Annotated in this window: 16 protein-coding genes and 1 riboswitch; of the genes, 8 read left to right on the top strand and 8 right to left on the bottom strand. The window is 71.0% G+C overall.

The window, feature by feature from the left end; genetic code table 11:
- Positions 1-27: 27 nt before the first annotated feature.
- The 6 genes from ACZ64A_RS14355 to ACZ64A_RS14380 all read left to right on the top strand — a co-directional run bounded on the left by ACZ64A_RS14355 (position 28) and on the right by ACZ64A_RS14380 (position 7,199).
- On the top strand, positions 28-1,338 hold the full coding sequence (locus ACZ64A_RS14355; protein WP_469810492.1) for an HD-GYP domain-containing protein: 1,311 nt from the start codon (positions 28-30) through the stop codon (positions 1,336-1,338).
- A gap of 49 nt (positions 1,339-1,387) precedes the next feature.
- Positions 1,388-2,665 carry an HD-GYP domain-containing protein gene (locus ACZ64A_RS14360; protein ID WP_469810494.1) on the top strand — a complete coding sequence of 426 codons (1,278 nt, stop codon included), beginning with the start codon at positions 1,388-1,390 and terminating at the stop codon, positions 2,663-2,665.
- Between the two features lie 100 nt (positions 2,666-2,765).
- Complete coding sequence (locus ACZ64A_RS14365) at positions 2,766-3,746, top strand: tetratricopeptide repeat protein (RefSeq protein ID WP_469810824.1); 981 nt, start codon at positions 2,766-2,768, stop codon at positions 3,744-3,746.
- 58 nt (positions 3,747-3,804) lie between these two features.
- Positions 3,805-4,455: a peptide deformylase gene (gene def, locus ACZ64A_RS14370; RefSeq protein WP_469810495.1), complete on the top strand. Its 651-nt coding sequence runs from the start codon at positions 3,805-3,807 to the stop codon at positions 4,453-4,455.
- A 279-nt stretch (positions 4,456-4,734) separates the two neighbouring features.
- Positions 4,735-5,832 (top strand): epi-isozizaene synthase, encoded by a 1,098-nt coding sequence (cyc1, locus tag ACZ64A_RS14375; protein ID WP_469810496.1) that lies wholly within the window; start codon positions 4,735-4,737, stop codon positions 5,830-5,832.
- Positions 5,829-7,199 (top strand): bifunctional albaflavenone monooxygenase/terpene synthase, encoded by a 1,371-nt coding sequence (locus tag ACZ64A_RS14380; RefSeq protein WP_469810497.1) that lies wholly within the window; start codon positions 5,829-5,831, stop codon positions 7,197-7,199. Before cyc1 ends, ACZ64A_RS14380 begins: the two co-directional genes overlap by 4 nt.
- A gap of 4 nt (positions 7,200-7,203) precedes the next feature.
- On the opposite strand, the gene ACZ64A_RS14385 is transcribed toward ACZ64A_RS14380, so the two are convergent.
- Positions 7,204-8,169, bottom strand: a complete 966-nt coding sequence (locus tag ACZ64A_RS14385) for a GlxA family transcriptional regulator (RefSeq protein ID WP_469810499.1) — start codon at positions 8,167-8,169, stop codon at positions 7,204-7,206.
- A 93-nt stretch (positions 8,170-8,262) separates the two neighbouring features.
- On the opposite strand from ACZ64A_RS14385, the gene ACZ64A_RS14390 reads away from it, so the two are divergent.
- On the top strand, positions 8,263-8,505 hold the full coding sequence (locus ACZ64A_RS14390; protein WP_469810500.1) for a hypothetical protein: 243 nt from the start codon (positions 8,263-8,265) through the stop codon (positions 8,503-8,505).
- Here ACZ64A_RS14390 and ACZ64A_RS14395 read toward each other — a convergent pair.
- The 7 genes from ACZ64A_RS14395 to nagB all read right to left on the bottom strand — a co-directional run bounded on the left by ACZ64A_RS14395 (position 8,418) and on the right by nagB (position 16,460).
- Positions 8,418-9,431 (bottom strand): ribonucleotide-diphosphate reductase subunit beta, encoded by a 1,014-nt coding sequence (locus tag ACZ64A_RS14395; RefSeq protein WP_469810501.1) that lies wholly within the window; start codon positions 9,429-9,431, stop codon positions 8,418-8,420. The genes ACZ64A_RS14390 and ACZ64A_RS14395 overlap by 88 nt on opposite strands.
- Positions 9,431-11,788 carry a ribonucleoside-diphosphate reductase subunit alpha gene (locus tag ACZ64A_RS14400; protein ID WP_469810502.1) on the bottom strand — a complete coding sequence of 786 codons (2,358 nt, stop codon included), beginning with the start codon at positions 11,786-11,788 and terminating at the stop codon, positions 9,431-9,433. Before ACZ64A_RS14400 ends, ACZ64A_RS14395 begins: the two co-directional genes overlap by 1 nt.
- A gap of 123 nt (positions 11,789-11,911) precedes the next feature.
- A riboswitch (cobalamin riboswitch) is annotated at positions 11,912-12,036 on the bottom strand.
- 52 nt (positions 12,037-12,088) lie between these two features.
- Complete coding sequence (locus ACZ64A_RS14405; protein WP_469810504.1) at positions 12,089-12,595, bottom strand: GNAT family N-acetyltransferase; 507 nt, start codon at positions 12,593-12,595, stop codon at positions 12,089-12,091.
- A gap of 73 nt (positions 12,596-12,668) precedes the next feature.
- Complete coding sequence (gene mctP, locus ACZ64A_RS14410; RefSeq protein ID WP_469810506.1) at positions 12,669-14,306, bottom strand: monocarboxylate uptake permease MctP; 1,638 nt, start codon at positions 14,304-14,306, stop codon at positions 12,669-12,671.
- Positions 14,303-14,569: a DUF3311 domain-containing protein gene (locus tag ACZ64A_RS14415; protein WP_469810507.1), complete on the bottom strand. Its 267-nt coding sequence runs from the start codon at positions 14,567-14,569 to the stop codon at positions 14,303-14,305. Before ACZ64A_RS14415 ends, mctP begins: the two co-directional genes overlap by 4 nt.
- Before the next feature lie 151 nt (positions 14,570-14,720).
- Positions 14,721-15,479: a GntR family transcriptional regulator gene (locus ACZ64A_RS14420; RefSeq protein WP_469810508.1), complete on the bottom strand. Its 759-nt coding sequence runs from the start codon at positions 15,477-15,479 to the stop codon at positions 14,721-14,723.
- A gap of 195 nt (positions 15,480-15,674) precedes the next feature.
- Positions 15,675-16,460, bottom strand: coding sequence for a glucosamine-6-phosphate deaminase (nagB, locus tag ACZ64A_RS14425; RefSeq protein ID WP_469810510.1), 786 nt, complete (start codon positions 16,458-16,460; stop codon positions 15,675-15,677).
- Between the two features lie 823 nt (positions 16,461-17,283).
- Between nagB and ACZ64A_RS14430 the strand changes: the two genes are divergently transcribed.
- Positions 17,284-18,759: a sensor histidine kinase gene (locus tag ACZ64A_RS14430; protein ID WP_469810511.1), complete on the top strand. Its 1,476-nt coding sequence runs from the start codon at positions 17,284-17,286 to the stop codon at positions 18,757-18,759.
- Positions 18,760-18,924 lie beyond the last annotated feature (165 nt).

Genomic DNA, 18,924 nt, shown 5'->3' on the forward strand with positions numbered 1-18,924 from the left:
GCAGGCACGGTCGGGGGAGGGTCCTTCATGGAGACGGTTCCGGCACGGGCGCGTGTGTACGTGGCCGGTGTCGTGCTCTGCGCGCTGCTCTGCCTGCTTAGCGTGCCGTCCTCGGCGGTGCCGTGGCCGGCGGTCGTCCCGCTCGCGGCGGTCTACGCCGTCGGCGAGCGCGTCGCCCGCCGCCGCTTCGCCGGAACGTTCTACCCGGTCCTGCTCGCCGGCGCCCTGCTGCTGCCGGCGCCCGCGGCGGCGCTCGTGCCCCTGCCGGGCGCCCTGCTCGCACCGGTCGAGCAGCGCCCCGCACTGCTGCGCCGGCTCTGGCGCGCCGCCCAGCTCGCCGTCGGCGCCTGGGCGGCGGCCCGGGTGCACGGCGCGCTCGGCGGCCGCGACGCCGTCGCCGCCTGCCACTTCCCGTACGTCTTGCTGCCCGCCGGCGCGGCCGTGCTCACCTTCTGCCTCGTCCTCGTCCTGCTCGACGGGGGCATCCGCGCCCTCGCCGAACGCAGGCCGCTGCGCCGCGCCTGGCAGGGCCTGTTCCTGCGCTCCCTCGGCCCGCTCGCCGTGCACGGGCTCGCCGGGCTGATGACGGCCGTGCTCTGGCGCAGCCCCTACGGCCCCGTCGCCGCCCTCCTCGTCCTGCTGCCGATGGGCGTGTCGTGGTGGGTCTTCGCGCAGTACCACCGGGAGCGCGCCGCCCACCAGGCCACGATCCGGGCGCTGGTGCAGGCCGTCGACATCAAGGACGGCTACACCCGCGGCCACAGCGAGCGCGTCGGCCAGGCGTCGATGATGATCGCCCGCGAACTGGGCATGAGCGACGAACGCGTGGAGGTCCTGCGCTTCGCCGGGATCCTGCACGACGTCGGCAAACTCGGCGTCCCCACGCGCCTGCTGCGCAAGGACGGCCCGCTCACCCCCGAGGAACGCCGGATCATCGAACTGCACCCCGAGTACGGCCATGACATCGTGCGCGGCATCTCCTTCCTCGGCGAGGCCCGCTCGGCCGTCCTGCACCACCACGAACGCATCGACGGCAGCGGCTATCCGTACGGTCTCAGCGGGGGCCGGATCCCCGAACCCGCCCGTGTGGTGGCCGTCGCCGACGCCTTCGACGCGATGACGTCCACCCGTTCCTACAGCAGAGCCCGCCCGGTCCCGGCCGCGCTGACGGAGCTGCGGCGGTGCGCGGGGACCCACTTCGACCCGCGGATGGTCGAGGCCCTGGTCCGGGCGGTGACCCGGCAGGGCTGGCACCCCACCGTCACCGCCGAGGAGACCCCCGCAGCGGGCACGCTGCCCGTCCCGCGCTCCGGGTCGAGCCGAGGGGTGCACCGGTGAGGGGACCCGGCCCGTCCGGCGGGGGCCGGGCGGTGGCCCGGCGGGGCCGATGCTCGGGGGCGCGGCGGTGAACGGGCGGCCGGTCTCGGCGCTCCTGCTCTGTGTGCACACCGGTGCCGGGGTGCTGGCGGTCGTCTGTCTCGTCGGCACGCTGCACGCCGGCCTCGCCGACCGGCCCGTCGCCCTCGCCTTCGGCGCCCTCGTCGCCGTCGGCGAACTCACCCGCTGGAGTGGCCCGCACCTTCGGGAGCCCGCTCCGCTCGGCGCCGCCGGGGCGCTGTCGTACGCCCTGCTCGGGCAGTGCGCCGGACGGCCGACCGGACACGGGGTCGCCCAGGTCGTCGCCGTCGTCTGCGCGGCCGCCCTGCTCGGCGGGGTGCCGCACATCGCGCGGGGGCGCGGGCCGAGCCTCGACGACCTGGCCCGGCGCGCACTGACCGCCGGCTTCGCCGCCGCCTGTTTCCAGCCGCTGTTCAACCGGGGCGTCTTCGACGCCTGGATCGGCCCCGCCTACGCCCTGCTGCTGGTCGCGCTCCTCGCGCTGACCGCCCTGTGCGACGCGGTGCTCGCCGCCGCCCTGGCCCACGCGCGCACCCGCTGGCCGTTCGGGCCGCTGCTGCGCGACCAGCTGCGCGCACTGCCCGGGGTCGGCTCGGCGGTGTGCGCCACCGGGGCGGTGATGGCCCTGGCGGTGGCCGTCGCGGGTCTGTGGGCGCTGCCGGTGTTCTGTGCGCCGCTGCTGCTGACCCAGCTGGCCTTCCGCCGGTACGCGGCGGTGCGTGCCACCTACCGGCAGACGATCGCCTCCCTGGCCCGGGCCACCGAGATCGCCGGGTACACGCCCGCCGGGCACGCCCGCCGTGTCGCCGAGCTCAGCCAGGCCGTCGGGCGCGACCTCGGGCTGAGCGAGCCGGAGCTGACCGTGCTGGAGTACGCGGCGCTCATGCACGACATCGGGCAGCTGAGCCTGGTCGACCCGGTCCCGGACGGGGCCACCGCCCACCTCCCGGCCGAGGAGCAGCGGCGGATCGCGCTGCTCGGCGGGGCCGTCGTACGGCAGACCGGGGTGAGCCGGCAGGTCGCCACGGTCGTGGAGCGGCAGGCCGACCCCTGCCGCGAGCAGCCGCTCGCCGCGCGGATCGTGCGCGCGGTCAACGCCTACGAGGAGAAGGCGCGGGGTACCGGAGCGGGCGGGGCGCTGAACGCCCTGGAGGAACTGCGCCTCGGGACGGCCGGGGACTACGCGCCGGACGTGGTGGAAGCGCTGGCCAGGGTGTTGTCCCGGCAGCAGTCTGACCCGGCCCCCAGCTGGGTAACCCATGGGTAATGAGCGCCCCTCCCGGCGTACGTGGTTGGATGCGAGGGAGAGGGTGTCCGGGGGCGTGAGCCAGCCCACTTTCCGGAACTGGAACTGGCAGGCGGGAATCGTGAGGATCTTCGGCAAGGGACGGCACCGGCCCTCCGCCTCCTGGCGGCAGGCCACGGACCGTGCGTTCACGCTGATCGGCGACGGCCGGTACGAGGACGCGGGAGCGCTGCTGACACGCGCGGCGGATCTGGAACCCTGGCTGGCCGAGTCCTGGTTCAACCTCGCCCTGCTGCACAAGTTCCGGCACGACTGGGAGCAGGCACGGGCCGCGGGCCTGCGGGCCGTGGCGCTGCTGGAGAAGGAGACCGGCGCTCCCGACTGGTGGAACGTCGGGATCGCCGCCACCGCGCTGCAGGACTGGCCGCTGGCCCGCCGCGCCTGGCAGGCGTACGGGCTGCACGTGCCCGGAGGAGCCACCGCCGCCGGTGAGCCCGTCGGCATGGATCTCGGCAGCGCGGCCGTGCGGCTCTCACCGGAGGGCGAGGCCGAGGTGGTGTGGGGCCGGCGGCTCGACCCCGCCCGGATCGAGGTGCTGTCCATCCCGCTGCCGTCGTCCGGGCGGCGCTGGGGCGAGGTCGTGCTGCACGACGGGGTCCCGCACGGCGAGCGGACCACCTCCACCGGGCACGCCTTCCCGGTGTTCGACGAGATCGAGCTGTGGGCGCCCTCGCCGGTGCCGACCTGGGTCGTCCTGCTCGAGGCGGCCACCGAGGCCGACCGGGACGCGCTGGAGCAGCTCGCGGCGGACGCCGGCTTCGCCGCGGAGGACTGGTCGTCGTCGGTGCGGCTGCTGTGCCGGATGTGCTCGGAGTCGCGGATGCCGTCGGACGAGGGCGACGGGGTGCATCTCGACCCCCACGATCACAGCGAGCCCGGTCATCCCGGCCCGCTCGGCCATCGCACGGACGGGCAGCTGTGGGTGCCGGAGCGCGAGTGCGGCGTCGCCGCCCCCGCCTCCCTGGTCCGGGGGCTGCTGGACGGCTGGGTCGCGGACAGTCCGGACTCGCGCGACTGGCGGGATCTGGAAGAGGTCTGTTAGACCCGCCGTACCCTGTATCAGCATCCCTTTGTTTTGTTCAGGAAGGCTTACGTCGGTCATGGCGCAGCAGGACACCGATCAGCAGCACGAGGGCGTGCTCCCCGTCGACGACGAGGGGTTCGTCGTCGACACGGAGGACTGCGAGGAGCGCGAGAACGCCTGGCGCGAGCGCGGCACCTCGCGGCCGATCACGGTCGTCGGCAACCCGGTCCTGCACAAGGAGTGCAAGGACGTCACCGACTTCGGGGACGAGCTCCAGCAGCTGGTCGCGGACATGTTCGCCTCGCAGCGCACCGCCGAGGGCGTGGGCCTGGCCGCCAACCAGATCGGCGTCGACCTGAAGGTCTTCGTCTACGACTGCCAGGACGACAACGGCGTCCGGCACGTCGGCGTGGTCTGCAACCCCAAGCCGGTCGAGCTGCCGGCCGACCGGCGCGTCCTGGACGACAGCAATGAGGGCTGCCTGTCCGTGCCGACGGCGTACGCGCCGCTCGCCCGCCCCGACTACGCCGAGGTCACCGGGCAGGACGAGCAGGGCAACCCGATCAAGGTGCGCGGCACCGGCTACTTCGCACGCTGTTTGCAGCACGAGACCGACCACCTGTACGGCTACCTGTACATCGACCGGCTCTCCAAGCGCGAACGCAAGGACGTGCTGCGGCAGATGGCCGAGAACGAGCCGCGCTACCCGGTCGTCGCCAACGACTGACGCGGCACACCAGCCCCACGAACGGCGTCCGTTCGGGCCTCACCGCCCGAACGGACGCCGTTCGTCTGTCCGTCGCGTGTTCGATCCCCTGACCACATCTCTTGATCGATAAGCAGTCACATAGGGGGAGATTCTCGGCACGTTGGGGTAGTGAATGAAGCAAATCCGTTCCCAGAACGGTCAGTTGTGGTGCTGAATGGAGAGTGCGGGGATACGCGACGGCGCACGCCCGGTACGACAGGAGGGGTGTGCGCGAACGGCGGCTGAGAGGGGTACTTCGTGCACGCTCTCCCATGCAGCACCACACACGGCGCCGGAGCGGCGTCGAAGACGGTGGCAGTGCCACCGTCGCTTACTCTTCCGGTGATCGAGGCGGCGTTTCCCCGGCGGTTGCACCCGTATTGGCCGAAGCTCCAGGAGAAGACACGAACCTGGTTGCTGGAAAAGCGGCTCATGTCGGCGGACAAGGTCGAGGAATATGCCGACGGCCTGTGCTACACCGACCTCATGGCGGGCTACTACCTGGGCGCCCCCGACGAGGTCCTCCAGGCCATCGCCGACTACAGCGCATGGTTCTTCGTCTGGGACGACCGTCACGACCGCGACATCGTGCACCGCAGGCCGGTCGCCTGGCGCCGTCTGAAGAGCCGGCTGCACACCGCGCTGGACGCGCCCCAGGACCATCTGCACCACGAGGATCCGCTGGTCGCGGGGCTGGCGGACAGCGTGCGACGGCTGTTCTCGTTCCTCCCGGGCAACTGGAACGCCCGCTTCACCCGGCACTTCCACGCGGTGATCGAGGCCTACGACCGCGAGTTCCGCAACCGCACCGAGGGGGTCGTGCCGACGGTCGCGGAGTATCTGGCCCTGCGCCGGCTCACCTTCGCGCACCACATCTGGATCGACCTGCTCGAACCGAGCGCGGGTTGTGAACTCCCCGACGCCGTACGAAAGAACCCCGCATTTCTGCGCCCGGCTCTGCTGAGCCAGGAATTCGCCGCCTGGTACAACGACCTGTGCTCGCTGCCGAAGGAAATAGCGGGCGACGAGGTGCACAATCTCGGAATCAGTCTCATCACCCATGAGGGGCTGACCCTGGAAGAGGCGGTGCGCGAAGTCCGGCGGCGTGTGGAGGAATGCATCACGGAATTCCTCGACGCGGAACAGGACGCTTTACGGTTCGCCGACGGACTCGATGACGGCACAGTGCGCGGAAAGGAACTGAGCGCCGCCGTACGGGTCTGCGTCGGGAACATGCGGAACTGGTTCAGTTCCGTCTACTGGTTCCACCACGAGTCCGGCCGGTACATGGTCGACAACTGGGACGACCGGTCCACGCCCCCGTACGTCAACAACGAAGCGGCAGGTGAGAAATGACCGTCGAGTCGGTGAAGCCCTCGGTGCCCACGGCCCAGGAGCTGCGCGAGCCGCCGATCGCGGGCGGCGGTGTGCCCGTCCTCGGCCACGGCTGGCGGCTGGCCCGTGATCCGCTGCGGTTCATGTCCGCCCTTCGCTACCACGGCGACGTCGTCCGTCTCAGGCTCGGACCCAAGACGCTGTACGCCGTCACCACCCCGGAACTGACCGGCGCCCTCGCCCTCAGCCCCGACTACCACATCGCCGGTCCGCTGTGGGAGTCCCTGGAAGGGCTGCTCGGCAAGGAGGGCGTGGCCACCGCCAACGGCCCCCAGCACCGCCGGCAGCGGCGCACCATCCAGCCCGCGTTCCGGCTCGACGCGATCCCGGCCTACGGGCCGATCATGGAGGAGGAGGCGCACGCCCTCGTCGAGCGCTGGCGGGACGCCGGGACGATCGACGCCACCGGTGAGTCGTTCCGTGTCGCGGTGCGCATCGCCGCCCGCTGCCTGCTGCGCGGCGACTACATGGACGAGCGCGCCGAGCGGCTGTGCACCGCCCTCGCGGTCGTCTTCCGCGGCATGTACCGCCGGATGGTGGTCCCGCTCGGGCCGCTGTACCGGCTGCCGACGCCGGGGAACCGGGAATTCAATCGGGCGCTGGCCGATTTGCATCTCCTCGTCGACGAGATCATCGCCGAGCGACGCGCATCTGGTCAAAAGCCGGACGATTTGCTGACGGCCTTGCTGGACGCGAAGAACGAAAACGGCGACCCCATCGGGGAGCAGGAGATCCACGATCAGGTGGTCGCCATCCTGACCCCTGGCAGCGAAACAGTGGCTTCCACCATCATGTGGTTGCTTCAGGCACTCGCCGAGCACCCCGAACACGCCGACAAGGTGTGCGGCGAAGTGCAATCCGTCACCGGGGGGCGGCCCGTCGCATTCGAGGACGTGCGCAAGCTGCGGCACACCAACAATGTCGTCATCGAGGCCATGCGTTTGCGGCCGGCCGTATGGATATTGACCCGGCGGGCGGTCGTCGACACCGAACTCGGTGGCTGGCGCATTCCGGCCGGGTCGGACATCATCTACAGCCCGTACGCGATCCAGCGCGATCCGAAGTCGTACGCCCGCAACCTGGAGTTCGACCCGGACCGCTGGCTTCCGGAGCGGGCCAAGGACGTGCCGAAACACGCCATGAGCCCGTTCAGCACCGGCAACCGCAAGTGCCCCAGCGACCACTTCTCGATGGCGCAGCTGACGCTCGTCACCGCCGCGCTCGCCGCCCGGTACCGCTTCGAGCAGGTGCCCGGCTCGAACGACGCCGTCCGGGTCGGTATCACCCTGCGCCCGCACCGGCTGCTGGTGCGGGCGGTGCCGCGCTGAGCGCTCAGGCGGCCTGCGGGCCGCGGAAGGTACGGCGGTAGGCGTTCGGGGTGGTGCCCAGCGCGCGCGTGAACTGGTGCCGCAGCGCCGCCGCCGTACCGAACCCGGTACGCCAGGCGATCGCGTCCATCGTCTCGTCCGTCGCCTCCAGCAGCCGCTGCGCCAGCAGCACCCGCTGGCGCAGGATCCACCGGTACGGCGTCGTGCCGGTCTCCTGCTGGAAGCGCCGGGCGAAGGTGCGCGGTGCCATGTGGGCCCGCGCGGCGAGCTGTTCGACCGTCACCTCCTGATCGAGGTGCTGCTCCATCCAGGCCAGCACCTCGCCGACGGTGTCGCAGGAATCCTTCGGCAGCGGCCGCTCGATGTACTGCGCCTGCCCGCCGTCCCGGTGCGGCGGTACGACCATGCGCCGGGCGATCTTGTTGGCGACCTCCGGCCCCTGCTCCTTGCGCACCAGGTGCAGACAGGCGTCGATGCCGGCGGCGGTGCCCGCCGAGGTGATCACCGGATCCTCGTCGACGTAGAGCACGTCCGGCTCGACGACCGCCCGCGGGTACTGCCGCCTCAGTTCGTCGGCGTGGTGCCAGTGCACGGCGCAGCGCCGCCCGTGCAGCAGCCCGGCGGCGCCCAGCACGAACACGCCGGAGCACACGCTCAGCACCCGTGACCCGCGCTCCACCGCGCCCACCAGGGCGTCCAGCAGCGCCGGCGGATAGATGCGGTGCGTGAAGTCGTCGCCGGCCGGGACGACGATCAGGTCGGCCTCCTCCAGCCGGTCCAGGCCGTACGGGGTGGACACGGTCAGCCCGCCGACGTGCGTGCCCAGCGCCGGGCCCTCGGCCGAGACCACCGCGAAGTCGTACACCGGCAGTCCGTCGTCGCTGCGGTCGAGGCCGAAGACCTCGCACACGACGCCGAGTTCGAAGGGATGCACACCGTCGAGCAGGACGGCGGCCACGTTCTTCAGCATGCTGCCAGTGTGCCTCGTCGATGGCAGTAATTCGAGGGTCTGCGGCAGTCCTGCCACTCCCGGTAAGGAGTGTCCCGCGCGAGAGTGGTGTCCATGAACGGAAACCAGATCGAAGGCCTGATCGGAATGCTCTTCACCCTGGGGATCCTGGTCCTCCTGATGCTGCCGTCCGCACTCGGCGCCGTGCGCGAGCGACGGATGGACCGGCAGATCCAGGAGGCCCAGGAGGCCGGGGCAGAGGCAACGGCTCAGAAGTCCTCGTCCAGGTCGACGGTGCCCTCCACCGCGACCTGGTACGCCGACGGGCGCCGCTCGAAGAAGTTGGTCAGCTCCTGAACACCCTGCAGCTCCATGAAGGAGAAGGGGTTCTCCGAGCCGTACACCGGGGCGAAGCCGAGGCGGGTGAGCCGCTGGTCGGCGACGCACTCCAGGTACTGCCGCATCGAGTCGGTGTTCATGCCCGGCAGACCGTCACCGCACAGGTCGCGCGCGAACTGCAGCTCGGCCTCGACGGCCTCCCTGAGCATGTCGGTGACCTGCTGCCCCAGCTCGTCGTCGAAGAGGTCCGGCTCCTCCTTGCGGACGGTGTCGACCACGTCGAAGGCGAACGACATGTGCATGGTCTCGTCCCGGAACACCCAGTTGGTGCCGGTGGCGAGGCCGTGCAGCAGGCCCCGGCTGCGGAACCAGTAGACGTACGCGAAGGCGCCGTAGAAGAACAGGCCCTCGATGCACGCGGCGAAGCAGATGAGGTTGAGCAGGAAGCGGCGCCGGTCCGCCTTGGACTCCAGGCGCTCCAGCTTCTCGACCTCGTTGATCCACTTGAAGCAGAACCCGGCCTTCTCCCGGATGGAGGGGATGTTCTCCACCGCGTCGAAGGCGGCTGCGCGGTCGTCCGGGTCGGGCAGGTAGGTGTCCAGCAGCGTCAGATAGAACTGGACGTGCACGGCCTCCTCGAACAGCTGCCGCGACAGGTACAGGCGCGCCTCGGGGGAGTTGATGTGCTTGTACAGCGTCAGCACCAGGTTGTTCGCGACGATCGAGTCGCCCGTCGCGAAGAACGCCACCAGCCGGCCGATGAGGTGCTGCTCCGCCGGCGTCAGCTTCGCGAGGTCGGCGACGTCCGAGTGGAGGTCGACCTCCTCCACGGTCCAGGTGTTCTTGATGGCGTCCCGGTAGCGCTCGTAGAAGTCCGGGTAGCGCATGGGGCGCAGGGTCAGTTCGAAGCCCGGGTCGAGGAGGTTCGTGTTACGGGTGGTCATCACTGGCAGGCCTCGCAGGACTCGGGGTTTTCCAGGGAGCAGGCGATCGCCTCGTCGGTGGCCGCCTGCTGGACGGGAACGGTGGCCTGCGCCCGGGCGGCGCGGGCGATGCGCGTCGCGGGGCGCGAACGCAGGTAGTACGTCGTCTTCAGCCCGGACTTCCAGGCATAGGCGTACATCGAGGAGAGCTTGCCGATCGTCGGCGTCTCCAGGAACAGGTTCAGGGACTGGGCCTGGTCCAGGAACGGGGTCCGCGCCGCCGCCATGTCGATCAGACCGCGCTGCGGGATCTCCCACGCCGTGCGGTACAGCCGGCGCACGTCCTCGGGGATCCACGCGAAGTCCTGCACCGAGCCGCTCGACTCGCGCAGCGCCTCCCGGGTACGGGCGTCCCACACGCCGAGCTTCTTCAGGTCGGCGACCAGGTAGGAGTTCACCTGGAGGAACTCGCCGGACAGCGTCTCGCGCTTGAACAGGTTCGACACCTGCGGCTCGATGCACTCGTACACGCCCGCGATGGAGGCGATGGTCGCGGTCGGCGCGATGGCGAGCAGCAGGGAGTTGCGCATGCCCGTGTCGGCGATACGGCGGCGCAGCGCCGCCCAGCGCTCCGGCCAGGTCAGCTCCACGTCGTAGTGGTCGGGGTGCAGCACGCCCCGGGCGGTGCGGGTCTTCTCCCAGGCCGGCAGCGGGCCGTTGCGCTCGGCGAGGTCGGCGGACGCCTCGTACGCGGCGAGCATGATCCGCTCGGCGATCCGGGTGGACAGCGCCTTGGCCTCGGGGGAGTCGAACGGCAGCCGCAGCTTGAAGAAGACGTCCTGCAGACCCATCGCGCCCAGGCCCACCGGGCGCCACTTGGCGTTGGAGCGGCCCGCCTGCTCGGTCGGGTAGAAGTTGATGTCGACGACGCGGTCGAGGAAGGTGACGGCCGTGCGGACGGTGGCGTCCAGCCGCTCCCAGTCGATGTCCCCGTCGGCCACGAAGGCGCCGAGGTTGACCGAGCCGAGGTTGCACACCGCGGTCTCGCCGTCGTCCGTCACCTCCAGGATCTCCGTGCACAGGTTGGAGGAGTGCACGACGTGCCCGGGCAGGGCGGTCTGGTTGGCGGTGCGGTTGGCGGCGTCCTTGAAGGTCATCCAGCCGTTGCCGGTCTGCGCGAGGGTGCGCATCATGCGGCCGTACAGCTCACGCGCGGGCAGCGTCCGCTTCGCCAGCCCCGCGTCCTCCGCCTTGCGGTACGCGGCGTCGAACTCCTCGCCCCACAGGTCGACCAGCTCGGGCACGTCGGCCGGGGAGAACAGCGACCACTGCGCGTCGGCGTTCACCCGGCGCATGAACTCGTCCGGGATCCAGTGCGCGAGGTTCAGGTTGTGCGTACGGCGGGCGTCCTCACCGGTGTTGTCCCGCAGCTCCAGGAACTCCTCGATGTCGGAGTGCCAGGTCTCCAGGTACACCGCGGCCGCGCCCTTGCGCCGCCCGCCCTGGTTCACCGCGGCGACCGAGGCGTCCAGCGTCTTCAGGAACGGCACGATGCCGTTGGAGTGCCCGTTGGTACCGCGGATCAGCGAACCGCGGCTGCGGATACGGGAGTACGACAGACCGATGCCGCCGGCGTGCTTGGAGAGCCGGGCGACCTGGTGGTAGCGGTCGTAGATGGAGTCCAGCTCGTCCAGCGGGGAGTCGAGCAGATAGCAGGACGACATCTGGGGGTGCCGGGTGCCGGAGTTGAAGAGGGTGGGGGAGGAGGGCAGGTAGTCGAGGCGGCTCATGAGCCCGTAGAGCGCCGCGACCTCGTCCACGGAACGGACCGTGTCGTCCTCGGCGAGACCGCTCGCCACCCGCAGCAGGAAGTGCTGGGGCGTCTCGATCACCTTGCGGGTGATCGGGTGGCGCAGCAGGTAGCGGCTGTGCAGGGTGCGCAGGCCGAAGTAGCCGAACCGGTCGTCGGCGCCGGGGTCGACGAGGGCGTCGAGCCGCTCGGCGTGCAGCCGCACGAACGCGGCGGTCCGGTCGGCGACGAGCCCCTCGCGGTGCCCCACGGCGACCGACCCGGTGAACGACGTGACGCCCTGGGAGGCGGCCTCCGCGCGCACGGAGAGGGTGAGCAGACGGGCGGCCAGCCGCGAGTAGGCGGGGTCCTCGGAGATGAGCCCGGCTGCGGCCTCCGTGGCCAGCTCCCGCAGCTCCGCCTCGTCGGCGTGCGCCGAGCGGCCGCGCAGCGCGGCGGCGGCGACCCGGCCGGGGTCGGCGTCGGGGAGGTCGGCGGTCAGCTCGGTCAGGGTGCGCAGCAGGGCGGCACCGGGGCCGTCCTGGTCCCGTTGGACGGCTGAGGCCGGATCGGCTGGCGCGATGGTCACGTGGGGCTCTCCCTCGCTCGGCACGGGGCCTCGGCGAGGGCAGGGGGCAGCACACGAGCGCACGCGGCGTCGCGTCCACCGGCCCATTCCACGAGGCCCGGACGTCAGGGCACGCCGGCCGGGTGGCCGGGTGCACTGTCGGCAGGTCCTCGGACTGAACCAGCGTGCGCGAAGCACGCATGTACACCGTTGCGGGACAGTTCCGGATTCGCACCGGATTCCCCTGCGGCGACAGCGAGCATGAGCATACATCTAGTGCCGGGCTGTCGCGTCACCCCCAGATGTTGTGTTGCGCTGATCTCACAGCGTCAACGCGTAGGTGAGCAGCATGATGTCGTCGAGCTCGGGGAGCGGGTTCCAGTCCCGCTCGGGCGTACGGACGAAGCCCAGGCGTTCGTAGATGCGGTGCGCGGCGTGCATGGTCCGCTGCGTCGACAGCACGATCCGCCGGCAGCCCTCGACGGCCCGTGCCCGCTCGACGCAGGCCCGGACCAGCGCCTCCCCGGCGCCCCGGCCACGGGCCTCGCGGCCGACAGCGAGCATGCGGATCTCGGCCTCGCCGGGGCGGGCGATGTCGGCCATGGGACCGCCGTCCGGTACGAAGGTGACGCCGCCGAGGAGTTCGCCGTCCGCCGTGGCGACCAGCACCTCGGCCGCGGCTGCGCGCTTGGCGACGTCGCGCAGCTCACCCAGGTAGGCGTCGCTCTCGCCGAAGTCCAGGAGCCCGTCCAGGAGATAGGCCTGGGCGGTGATCTCACCGAGGGCGGCGTGTTCACGGGGTGCGACGGGCCGGATCACTATGTCCATGACGGCGAGTGTGCCCCACGGGTACGACGACGGGCCGCCGGTTTTTCACCGGCGGCCCGTGCGCTTGGGGTCCTCAGTGACCGGCGCCCGCCGTGGCCGGGGGGAGTTCGGCCTTGACGCCCGGGTCACCGGCGTCCGCCGTGTAGTCCTCCGGGCGCGTCTCGTCGACGCCGTCGGGGGCCTTGACGGCCTTCAGGACGACGGTGAGGACGACGGTCACCACGACGTTCAGGACGAACGCCGTGAGACCGATGTAGCCGATCTCGCCGATGCCGGGGATGTCCTTCGCGGAGCCGCCGAAGTGCTTCTGGCCCGGGTTGGTGGGCGACGGAACCCCGTAGGCGACGAGGGTGCCGTAGACCATGCCGACCGCCCAGCCCGCCAGCAGCGCCCAGCGGTGGAACCACCGCGTGAACAGGCCGCCGACCAGGGCCGGGAAGGTCTGCAGGATCCAGATGCCGCCCAGCAGCTGGAAGTTGATGGCGACCGTCTTGTCCATGGTGAGGACGAAGACCAGCGCGCCCACCTTCACCAGCAGGGAGACGATCTTGGAGACCTGGGCCTCCTGCTTCGGCGTGGCGTCCGGCTTGATGAAGTCCTTGTAGATGTTGCGCGTGAACAGGTTGGCCGCCGCGATGGACATGATGGCCGCCGGGACCAGCGCGCCGATGCCGATCGCCGCGAACGCGATGCCCGCGAACCAGTCCGGGAACATGTCCTCGAACAGCTGCGGGATGGCCAGCTGGCCGTTCTGCACCTTGATGCCGGCCGCGATCGCCATGAAACCGAGCAGCGCGAGCAGGCCCAGCATCAGGGAGTACAGCGGCAGGATCGTGGTGTTGCGCCGGATCACCTCACGGCTCTTGGACGACAGCGTCGCGGTGATCGAGTGCGGGTACATGAACAGCGCGAGCGCGGAGCCCAGGGCCAGGGTGGCGTACGTCCACTGCTGGGCCTCACCCGGGACCAGCGCGCCGCGCGGCTTGTGCGTCTTCGGGTTGACCTGGCTGAACGCGTGGGCCGCCTTGGCGAAGATGTCGTCGAAGCCGCCCAGCTTGATCGGGATGTAGATGATCGCCACCGCGATGACGATGTAGATCAGCGCGTCCTTCACGAACGCGATCAGCGCGGGGGCCCGCAGCCCGGACGAGTACGTGTACGCCGCCAGCACGCCGAACGCGATCAGCAGCGGCAGGTCCTTGACGAACCAGTTGGTGTTCTCGCCGCCGCCGACGCCCATCACGTCCAGCACGGCCTGGATGCCGACGAGCTGGAGCGCGATGTACGGCATCGTTGCCAGGATGCCGGTCAGCGCCACCGCCAGCGACAGCCCCTTGGAGCCGAAGCGGCCGCGCACGAAGTCCGAGGTCGTCACGTACCCGTGCTTGTGCGACACCGACCACAGCCGGGGCAGGAACATGAAGATCAGCGGATAGACGAGGATCGTGTACGGCACCGCGAAGAAGCCGGACGCGCCCGCCGCGTAGATCGCCGCCGGCACGGCGACGAACGTGTACGCCGTGTACAGGTCACCGCCGAGCAGGAACCAGGTGATCCAGGTGCCGAACGAGCGCCCGCCCAGGCCCCATTCGTCGAGGCTGTGCTCGTTCTCGGCCTTGCGCCAGCGCGCGGCCAGGAAGCCCATCACGGTGACGAGCAGGAAGAAGAAGATGAAGACGCCGAGCGCGACGCCGTTCACGCCGTCCTTCACTTGTCCGCACCACCCTTCACGGAGGCACGGGCGCGCTGGTCACGCCGCCACAGCTGGTACGCGATCACCGTCAGCGCCGTGGAGACGACCACCCACAGCATCTGGTACCAGTAGAAGAAGGGGATCCCGATGAACGCCGGGTCCACCTTCGCGTAACTCCCGACCCACAGCATCGCCACGAAGGGCGCGACAAGACAGAGGGCGATGACGACGCGCACGGGCGTCACCGTCGCCGGTCTGGACACATCTGGCGCATTCGTCATCGCGCGGTTCCGTCCCCTCACTGATCACCTGTGCAATGCGCAGGAAATCTAGGTCAGGTGCAGCAGGAACGGAACCCCTCGTCCGGATAACGGGCGTTGACGCTCTGGACCGTTATACGACCGCGACTGCGACGGGATCTGACGGAGCCTCCTACGGCCGCTTCAGGCGGGCCACGAACTTGTAGCGGTCCCCGCGGTACACCGACCGCACCCACTCCACCGGCTCGCCCTGCCGGTCGAAGGAGTGCCGGGAGAGCATCAGCATCGGCAGGCCCACGTCGGTGCCGAGCAGCCCGGCCTCGCGCGGGGTGGCCAGCGAGGTCTCGATGGTCTCCTCGGCCTCGGCGAGGTGGACGTCGTAGACCTCGGCGAGCGCCGTGTACAGGGACGTGTACTTCACCAGGGAGCGGCGCAGCGCCGGGAAGCGCTTGGCGGAGAGGTGGGTGGTCTCTATGGCCATCGGTTCGCCGTTGGCCATGCGCAGCCGCTCGATGCGCAGCACCCGGCCGCCGGCGCTGATGTCGAGCAGATCGGCGAGCCGGTCGTCGGCGGTGACGTAGCCGACGTCGAGCAGCTGGGAGGTGGGCTCCAGGCCCTGGGCGCGCATGTCCTCGGTGTACGACGTCAGCTGCAGCGCCTGCGAGACCTTCGGCTTGGCGACGAACGTGCCCTTGCCCTGGATGCGCTCCAGCCGGCCCTCGACCACCAGCTCCTGCAGCGCCTGGCGGACGGTCGTGCGGGAGGTGTCGAACTCCGCCGCGAGCGTCCGCTCCGGCGGGACCGGGGTGCCGGGCGGCATCGTCTCGGTCATGTCGAGCAGGTGCTTCTTCAGGCGGTAGTACTTGGGCACGCGCGCGGTACGGACGGTGGCGCCACTGTCGTTCTCCGCACTGCTCACGTCGGTGCTCATGCTCTGCCTTCCCGGCTCCGGTGCCGAAGCGGCCGACACGCCATCGGCCGCGGGCTCACATCGTGGCACGGCTTCGTGCGGGGTGACCTCAGTGGGCGCCTCCGCACGCTCCGTGATCTCCTCTGTATACCGTCGGCGCCCTTGCTGGTCTAGTCCAGCGAGAGCGCTGTCCGCGGTGGCCTGCGGCGGGGGCGGTCAGATGCCCTGCCACTCCGGCTTGTTCGCGTACGTGTGCCGGAAGTAGTCCGCCAGCTTGAGCTTGGACGCCGCCGCCTCGTCCACGACCACCGTCGCGTGCGGGTGCAGCTGCAGCGCGGAGGCCGGGCAGACCGCCGCGACCGGGCCCTCGACGGTCGCCGCCACCGCGTCCGCCTTGCCCTCGCCCGTGGCCAGCAGGACCAGGTGGCGGGCCTCCAGGATGGTGCCGATGCCCTGTGTGATCACGTGGTGCGGCACCTGTTCGATGGCGCCGTCGAAGAAGCGGGCGTTGTCCACCCGGGTCTGCTCGGTCAGCGTCTTGATCCGCGTCCGGGACGCGAGCGAGGAGCACGGCTCGTTGAAGCCGATGTGCCCGTCGGTCCCGATCCCGAGGAGCTGGAGGTCCACCCCGCCGGCCTCCGGCAGTGCCCTGTCGTACGCCTCGCACGCCGCCTGCACGTCCTCGGCGGTGCCGTCCGGGCCGAGGAACCGCTCCATGCCGATGCCGAGCGGCTCCAGCACCTCACGGCGCAGCACCGAGCGGTAGGACTCCGGGTGGTCGGCGGGCAGCCCCACGTACTCGTCGAGCTGTGCGACCCGGGCCCGGCCGGTGTCCACGGCGCCGGAGCGCACCTTCGCCTCCAGCGCCCGGTAGATGGGCAGCGGCGTCGAGCCCGTGGCGACGCCGAGCAGGGCGTCGGGCTTGCGCCGCAGCAGCTGCGCCATGGCCTCGGCGATCAGCTCGCCGCCCGCCTCGGCGTCCGGAACGATGACAACTTCCACGCTGGCCTGCCGTTTCGAAGAGGGGACTCGGGGAGGGGACCGGGGTGGCCGGGACCGGGGAGGCGGGGGTGAGCCGCCGGGGGCCCGGTGCCCGGATTCGGGCACTGTGGTTTAGACCAATCTAACAGAGGCGGGCGTCCCTCTCCCAGGGTCTCCGCACCACTTCGCGCCCGCCACCGCCGGGCGGCGCGGTGCCTGCTCCGGCCTCCTGGGCGCCCGCCCGTGCCCGTCCCGGGCGCGCCCCGTCCCGTCCCGTGCCCCGCCGCGGGGCCGCCGGCCGGGGCGTGGGCCGGGCGCGGGCCGGGGCGCGGGACGGGGCGAGCCGGGAGGAACCGGAAGCGTTCGCGGAATTTGCCGCGACGGTGTGGCCCCGTTGCTGACCAGGGCGGGCTAGGCTGCGGTGCATCAACTTCACAGAGGCTGCGCGAGCGCGATTCGCACCGGCGCATGGACAGGCCCAGTGGTCTAGTCCAGAATCGTCAGGACGGTGCGAGCACGACCGAGCGCAGCGATCACAGCCTCCGTCTTCCCCGCACAGGAAGACGGATCGAGGAACCGGAGCTCTCTGCCCTGACTGCCCCGGCTCCTCACCTTCGGCCGACCGGGACCGCACACCCCACGGCCGATATTGCTCCGGGCTGCGGTGCCGGGAGGGTTGAGGGTCCCTCCCAGGCGCCGCGGCCCGCGGGTGTCTCCGGGGCCACGGCCCCGCGGTCACGGGCCCGTCCCTTGCAGGGGCGCCGACCGGCCCGCCCCCTCCCCGCCGCCCAGGTGCGCGCCGTGTATTTCAGGGCCGTACAAACCGCCAGGTACGCTCGCACCCGTGCCCTCCATGAACGAACTGGTCCGCCAGCACACCGCCCTCGACGACTCCGACCTCGAGTGGCTGCATCTGCTGGTGTCGGAGTGGCAGCTGCTCTCCGACCTCTCCTTCGCCGACCTGGTCCTGTGGGTGCCCACCCGCGACGGCACGCGGTACGTCTCGGTCGCCCAGATGCGGCCCAACACCGGCCCCACCTCCTACCAGGACGACATGGTCGGCCACCTCGTCCCGCGCGGCCGCCGGCCCCTGCTGGACGCGGCGCTCGACGAGGGCCGGATCGTGCGCGAGGGCGACCCGGAGTGGCGCGAGGAGGTCCCCGTCCGGGTCGAGTCGATCCCCGTCCGGCGGGAGGGCCGTGTCCTCGGCGTGATCGCCCGCAACACCAACCTGCTCACCGTGCGCACCCCGAGCCGGCTGGAGCTGACCTATCTGCAGAGCGCCTCCGACCTCGCGCAGATGATCGCGGCCGGCTCCTTCCCGTTCCCGGACCAGCAGGTGGACATGGACGCCTCGCCGCGCGTCGGCGACGGCCTGATCCGGCTCGACGCGGACGGCATCGTCCAGTACGCCTCCCCGAACGCGCTGTCCGCCTACCACCGGCTCGGCCTCGCCTCCGACCTGGTGGGCCAGCACCTGGGCCAGACCACCGCCGAACTCGCCCCGACCCGGGGCCCGGTGGACGAGGCGCTCGCCAAGGTCGCCAGCGGCTGGGCGCCGCGGGAGTTCGAGATCGAGGCCAGTGACGGGGTCATCCAGGTCCGGGCGATCCCGCTCAAGCCGAAAGGCACGCGCATCGGTTCGCTGGTGCTGCTGCGGGACGTGACGGAACTGCGGCGCCGCGAACGCGAGTTGATCACCAAGGACGCCACCATCCGGGAGATCCACCACCGGGTGAAGAACAACCTCCAGACCGTCGCGGCCCTGCTGCGGCTCCAGGCCCGGCGCATCGACTCCGACCGGGGCAGGGAGGCGCTTGAGGAGGCGGTCCGCCGGGTCGGCTCCATCGCCATCGTGCACGAGACGCTGTCCCAGAACCTGGACGAGCGGGTGGAGTTCGACGAGATCGCCGACCGCGTGCTGTCCATGGTCGCGGAGATCTCCCCGGGCAAGGTCACCGGCCGGCGCACGGGCCGCTTCGGCATCCTGGACGCCGAGGTCGCCACGCCGCTGTCGATGGTGCTCACCGAGGTGCTGCAGAACGCGCTCGAGCACGGCTTCCACCAGGGCGACACCGGCACGGTCGAGGTCTCGGCGGTGCGCGGCGGTACGACGAAGGAGGCGCGCCTGCTGGTCACGGTCCAGGACGACGGCGTCGGCCTGCCGGAGGGCTTCGACCCGCGGACCGCCGGAAATCTCGGGCTGCAGATCGTCCGCACCCTGGTCGAGGGCGAGCTGGGCGGCACCTTCGACATGGTCCCGGCGCCCGAGCGCGGCACCCGGGTGATCCTCGACATCCCGGTGCGGGCGCAGAAGTAGCGGTTGTCACGCAGAGTAAGTGGCGCCCGCCACACCCGCGTCGAGGGCCACGTCACAACGGTCCGGGGACAGCAAAAAGCCCCGGACCGCCATTGGTCCGAGGCTAGTGCTCGACTTCTTCGTTCACTGCGCGCTGCGGCTCGGGGGCGGGAGATGCGCACGCGA

This window comes from Streptomyces sp. NPDC104814 (assembly GCF_055583185.1).

Excerpts from the sequence above, each read along its gene's own strand:
- ACZ64A_RS14420 (WP_469810508.1), bottom strand. The coding sequence starts at position 15,479 with ATGAGCACCGACGTGAGCAGTGCGGAGAACGACAGTGGCGCCACCGTC.
- ACZ64A_RS14405 (WP_469810504.1), bottom strand. The coding sequence starts at position 12,595 with ATGGACATAGTGATCCGGCCCGTCGCACCCCGTGAACACGCCGCCCTC.
- ACZ64A_RS14415 (WP_469810507.1), bottom strand. The coding sequence starts at position 14,569 with ATGACGAATGCGCCAGATGTGTCCAGACCGGCGACGGTGACGCCCGTG.
- ACZ64A_RS14380 (WP_469810497.1), top strand. The coding sequence starts at position 5,829 with ATGACCGTCGAGTCGGTGAAGCCCTCGGTGCCCACGGCCCAGGAGCTG.
- ACZ64A_RS14360 (WP_469810494.1), top strand. The coding sequence starts at position 1,388 with ATGCTCGGGGGCGCGGCGGTGAACGGGCGGCCGGTCTCGGCGCTCCTG.
- ACZ64A_RS14395 (WP_469810501.1), bottom strand. The coding sequence starts at position 9,431 with ATGACCACCCGTAACACGAACCTCCTCGACCCGGGCTTCGAACTGACC.
- ACZ64A_RS14385 (WP_469810499.1), bottom strand. The coding sequence starts at position 8,169 with ATGCTGAAGAACGTGGCCGCCGTCCTGCTCGACGGTGTGCATCCCTTC.
- ACZ64A_RS14355 (WP_469810492.1), top strand. The coding sequence starts at position 28 with ATGGAGACGGTTCCGGCACGGGCGCGTGTGTACGTGGCCGGTGTCGTG.
- ACZ64A_RS14390 (WP_469810500.1), top strand. The coding sequence starts at position 8,263 with ATGAACGGAAACCAGATCGAAGGCCTGATCGGAATGCTCTTCACCCTG.
- def (WP_469810495.1), top strand. The coding sequence starts at position 3,805 with ATGGCGCAGCAGGACACCGATCAGCAGCACGAGGGCGTGCTCCCCGTC.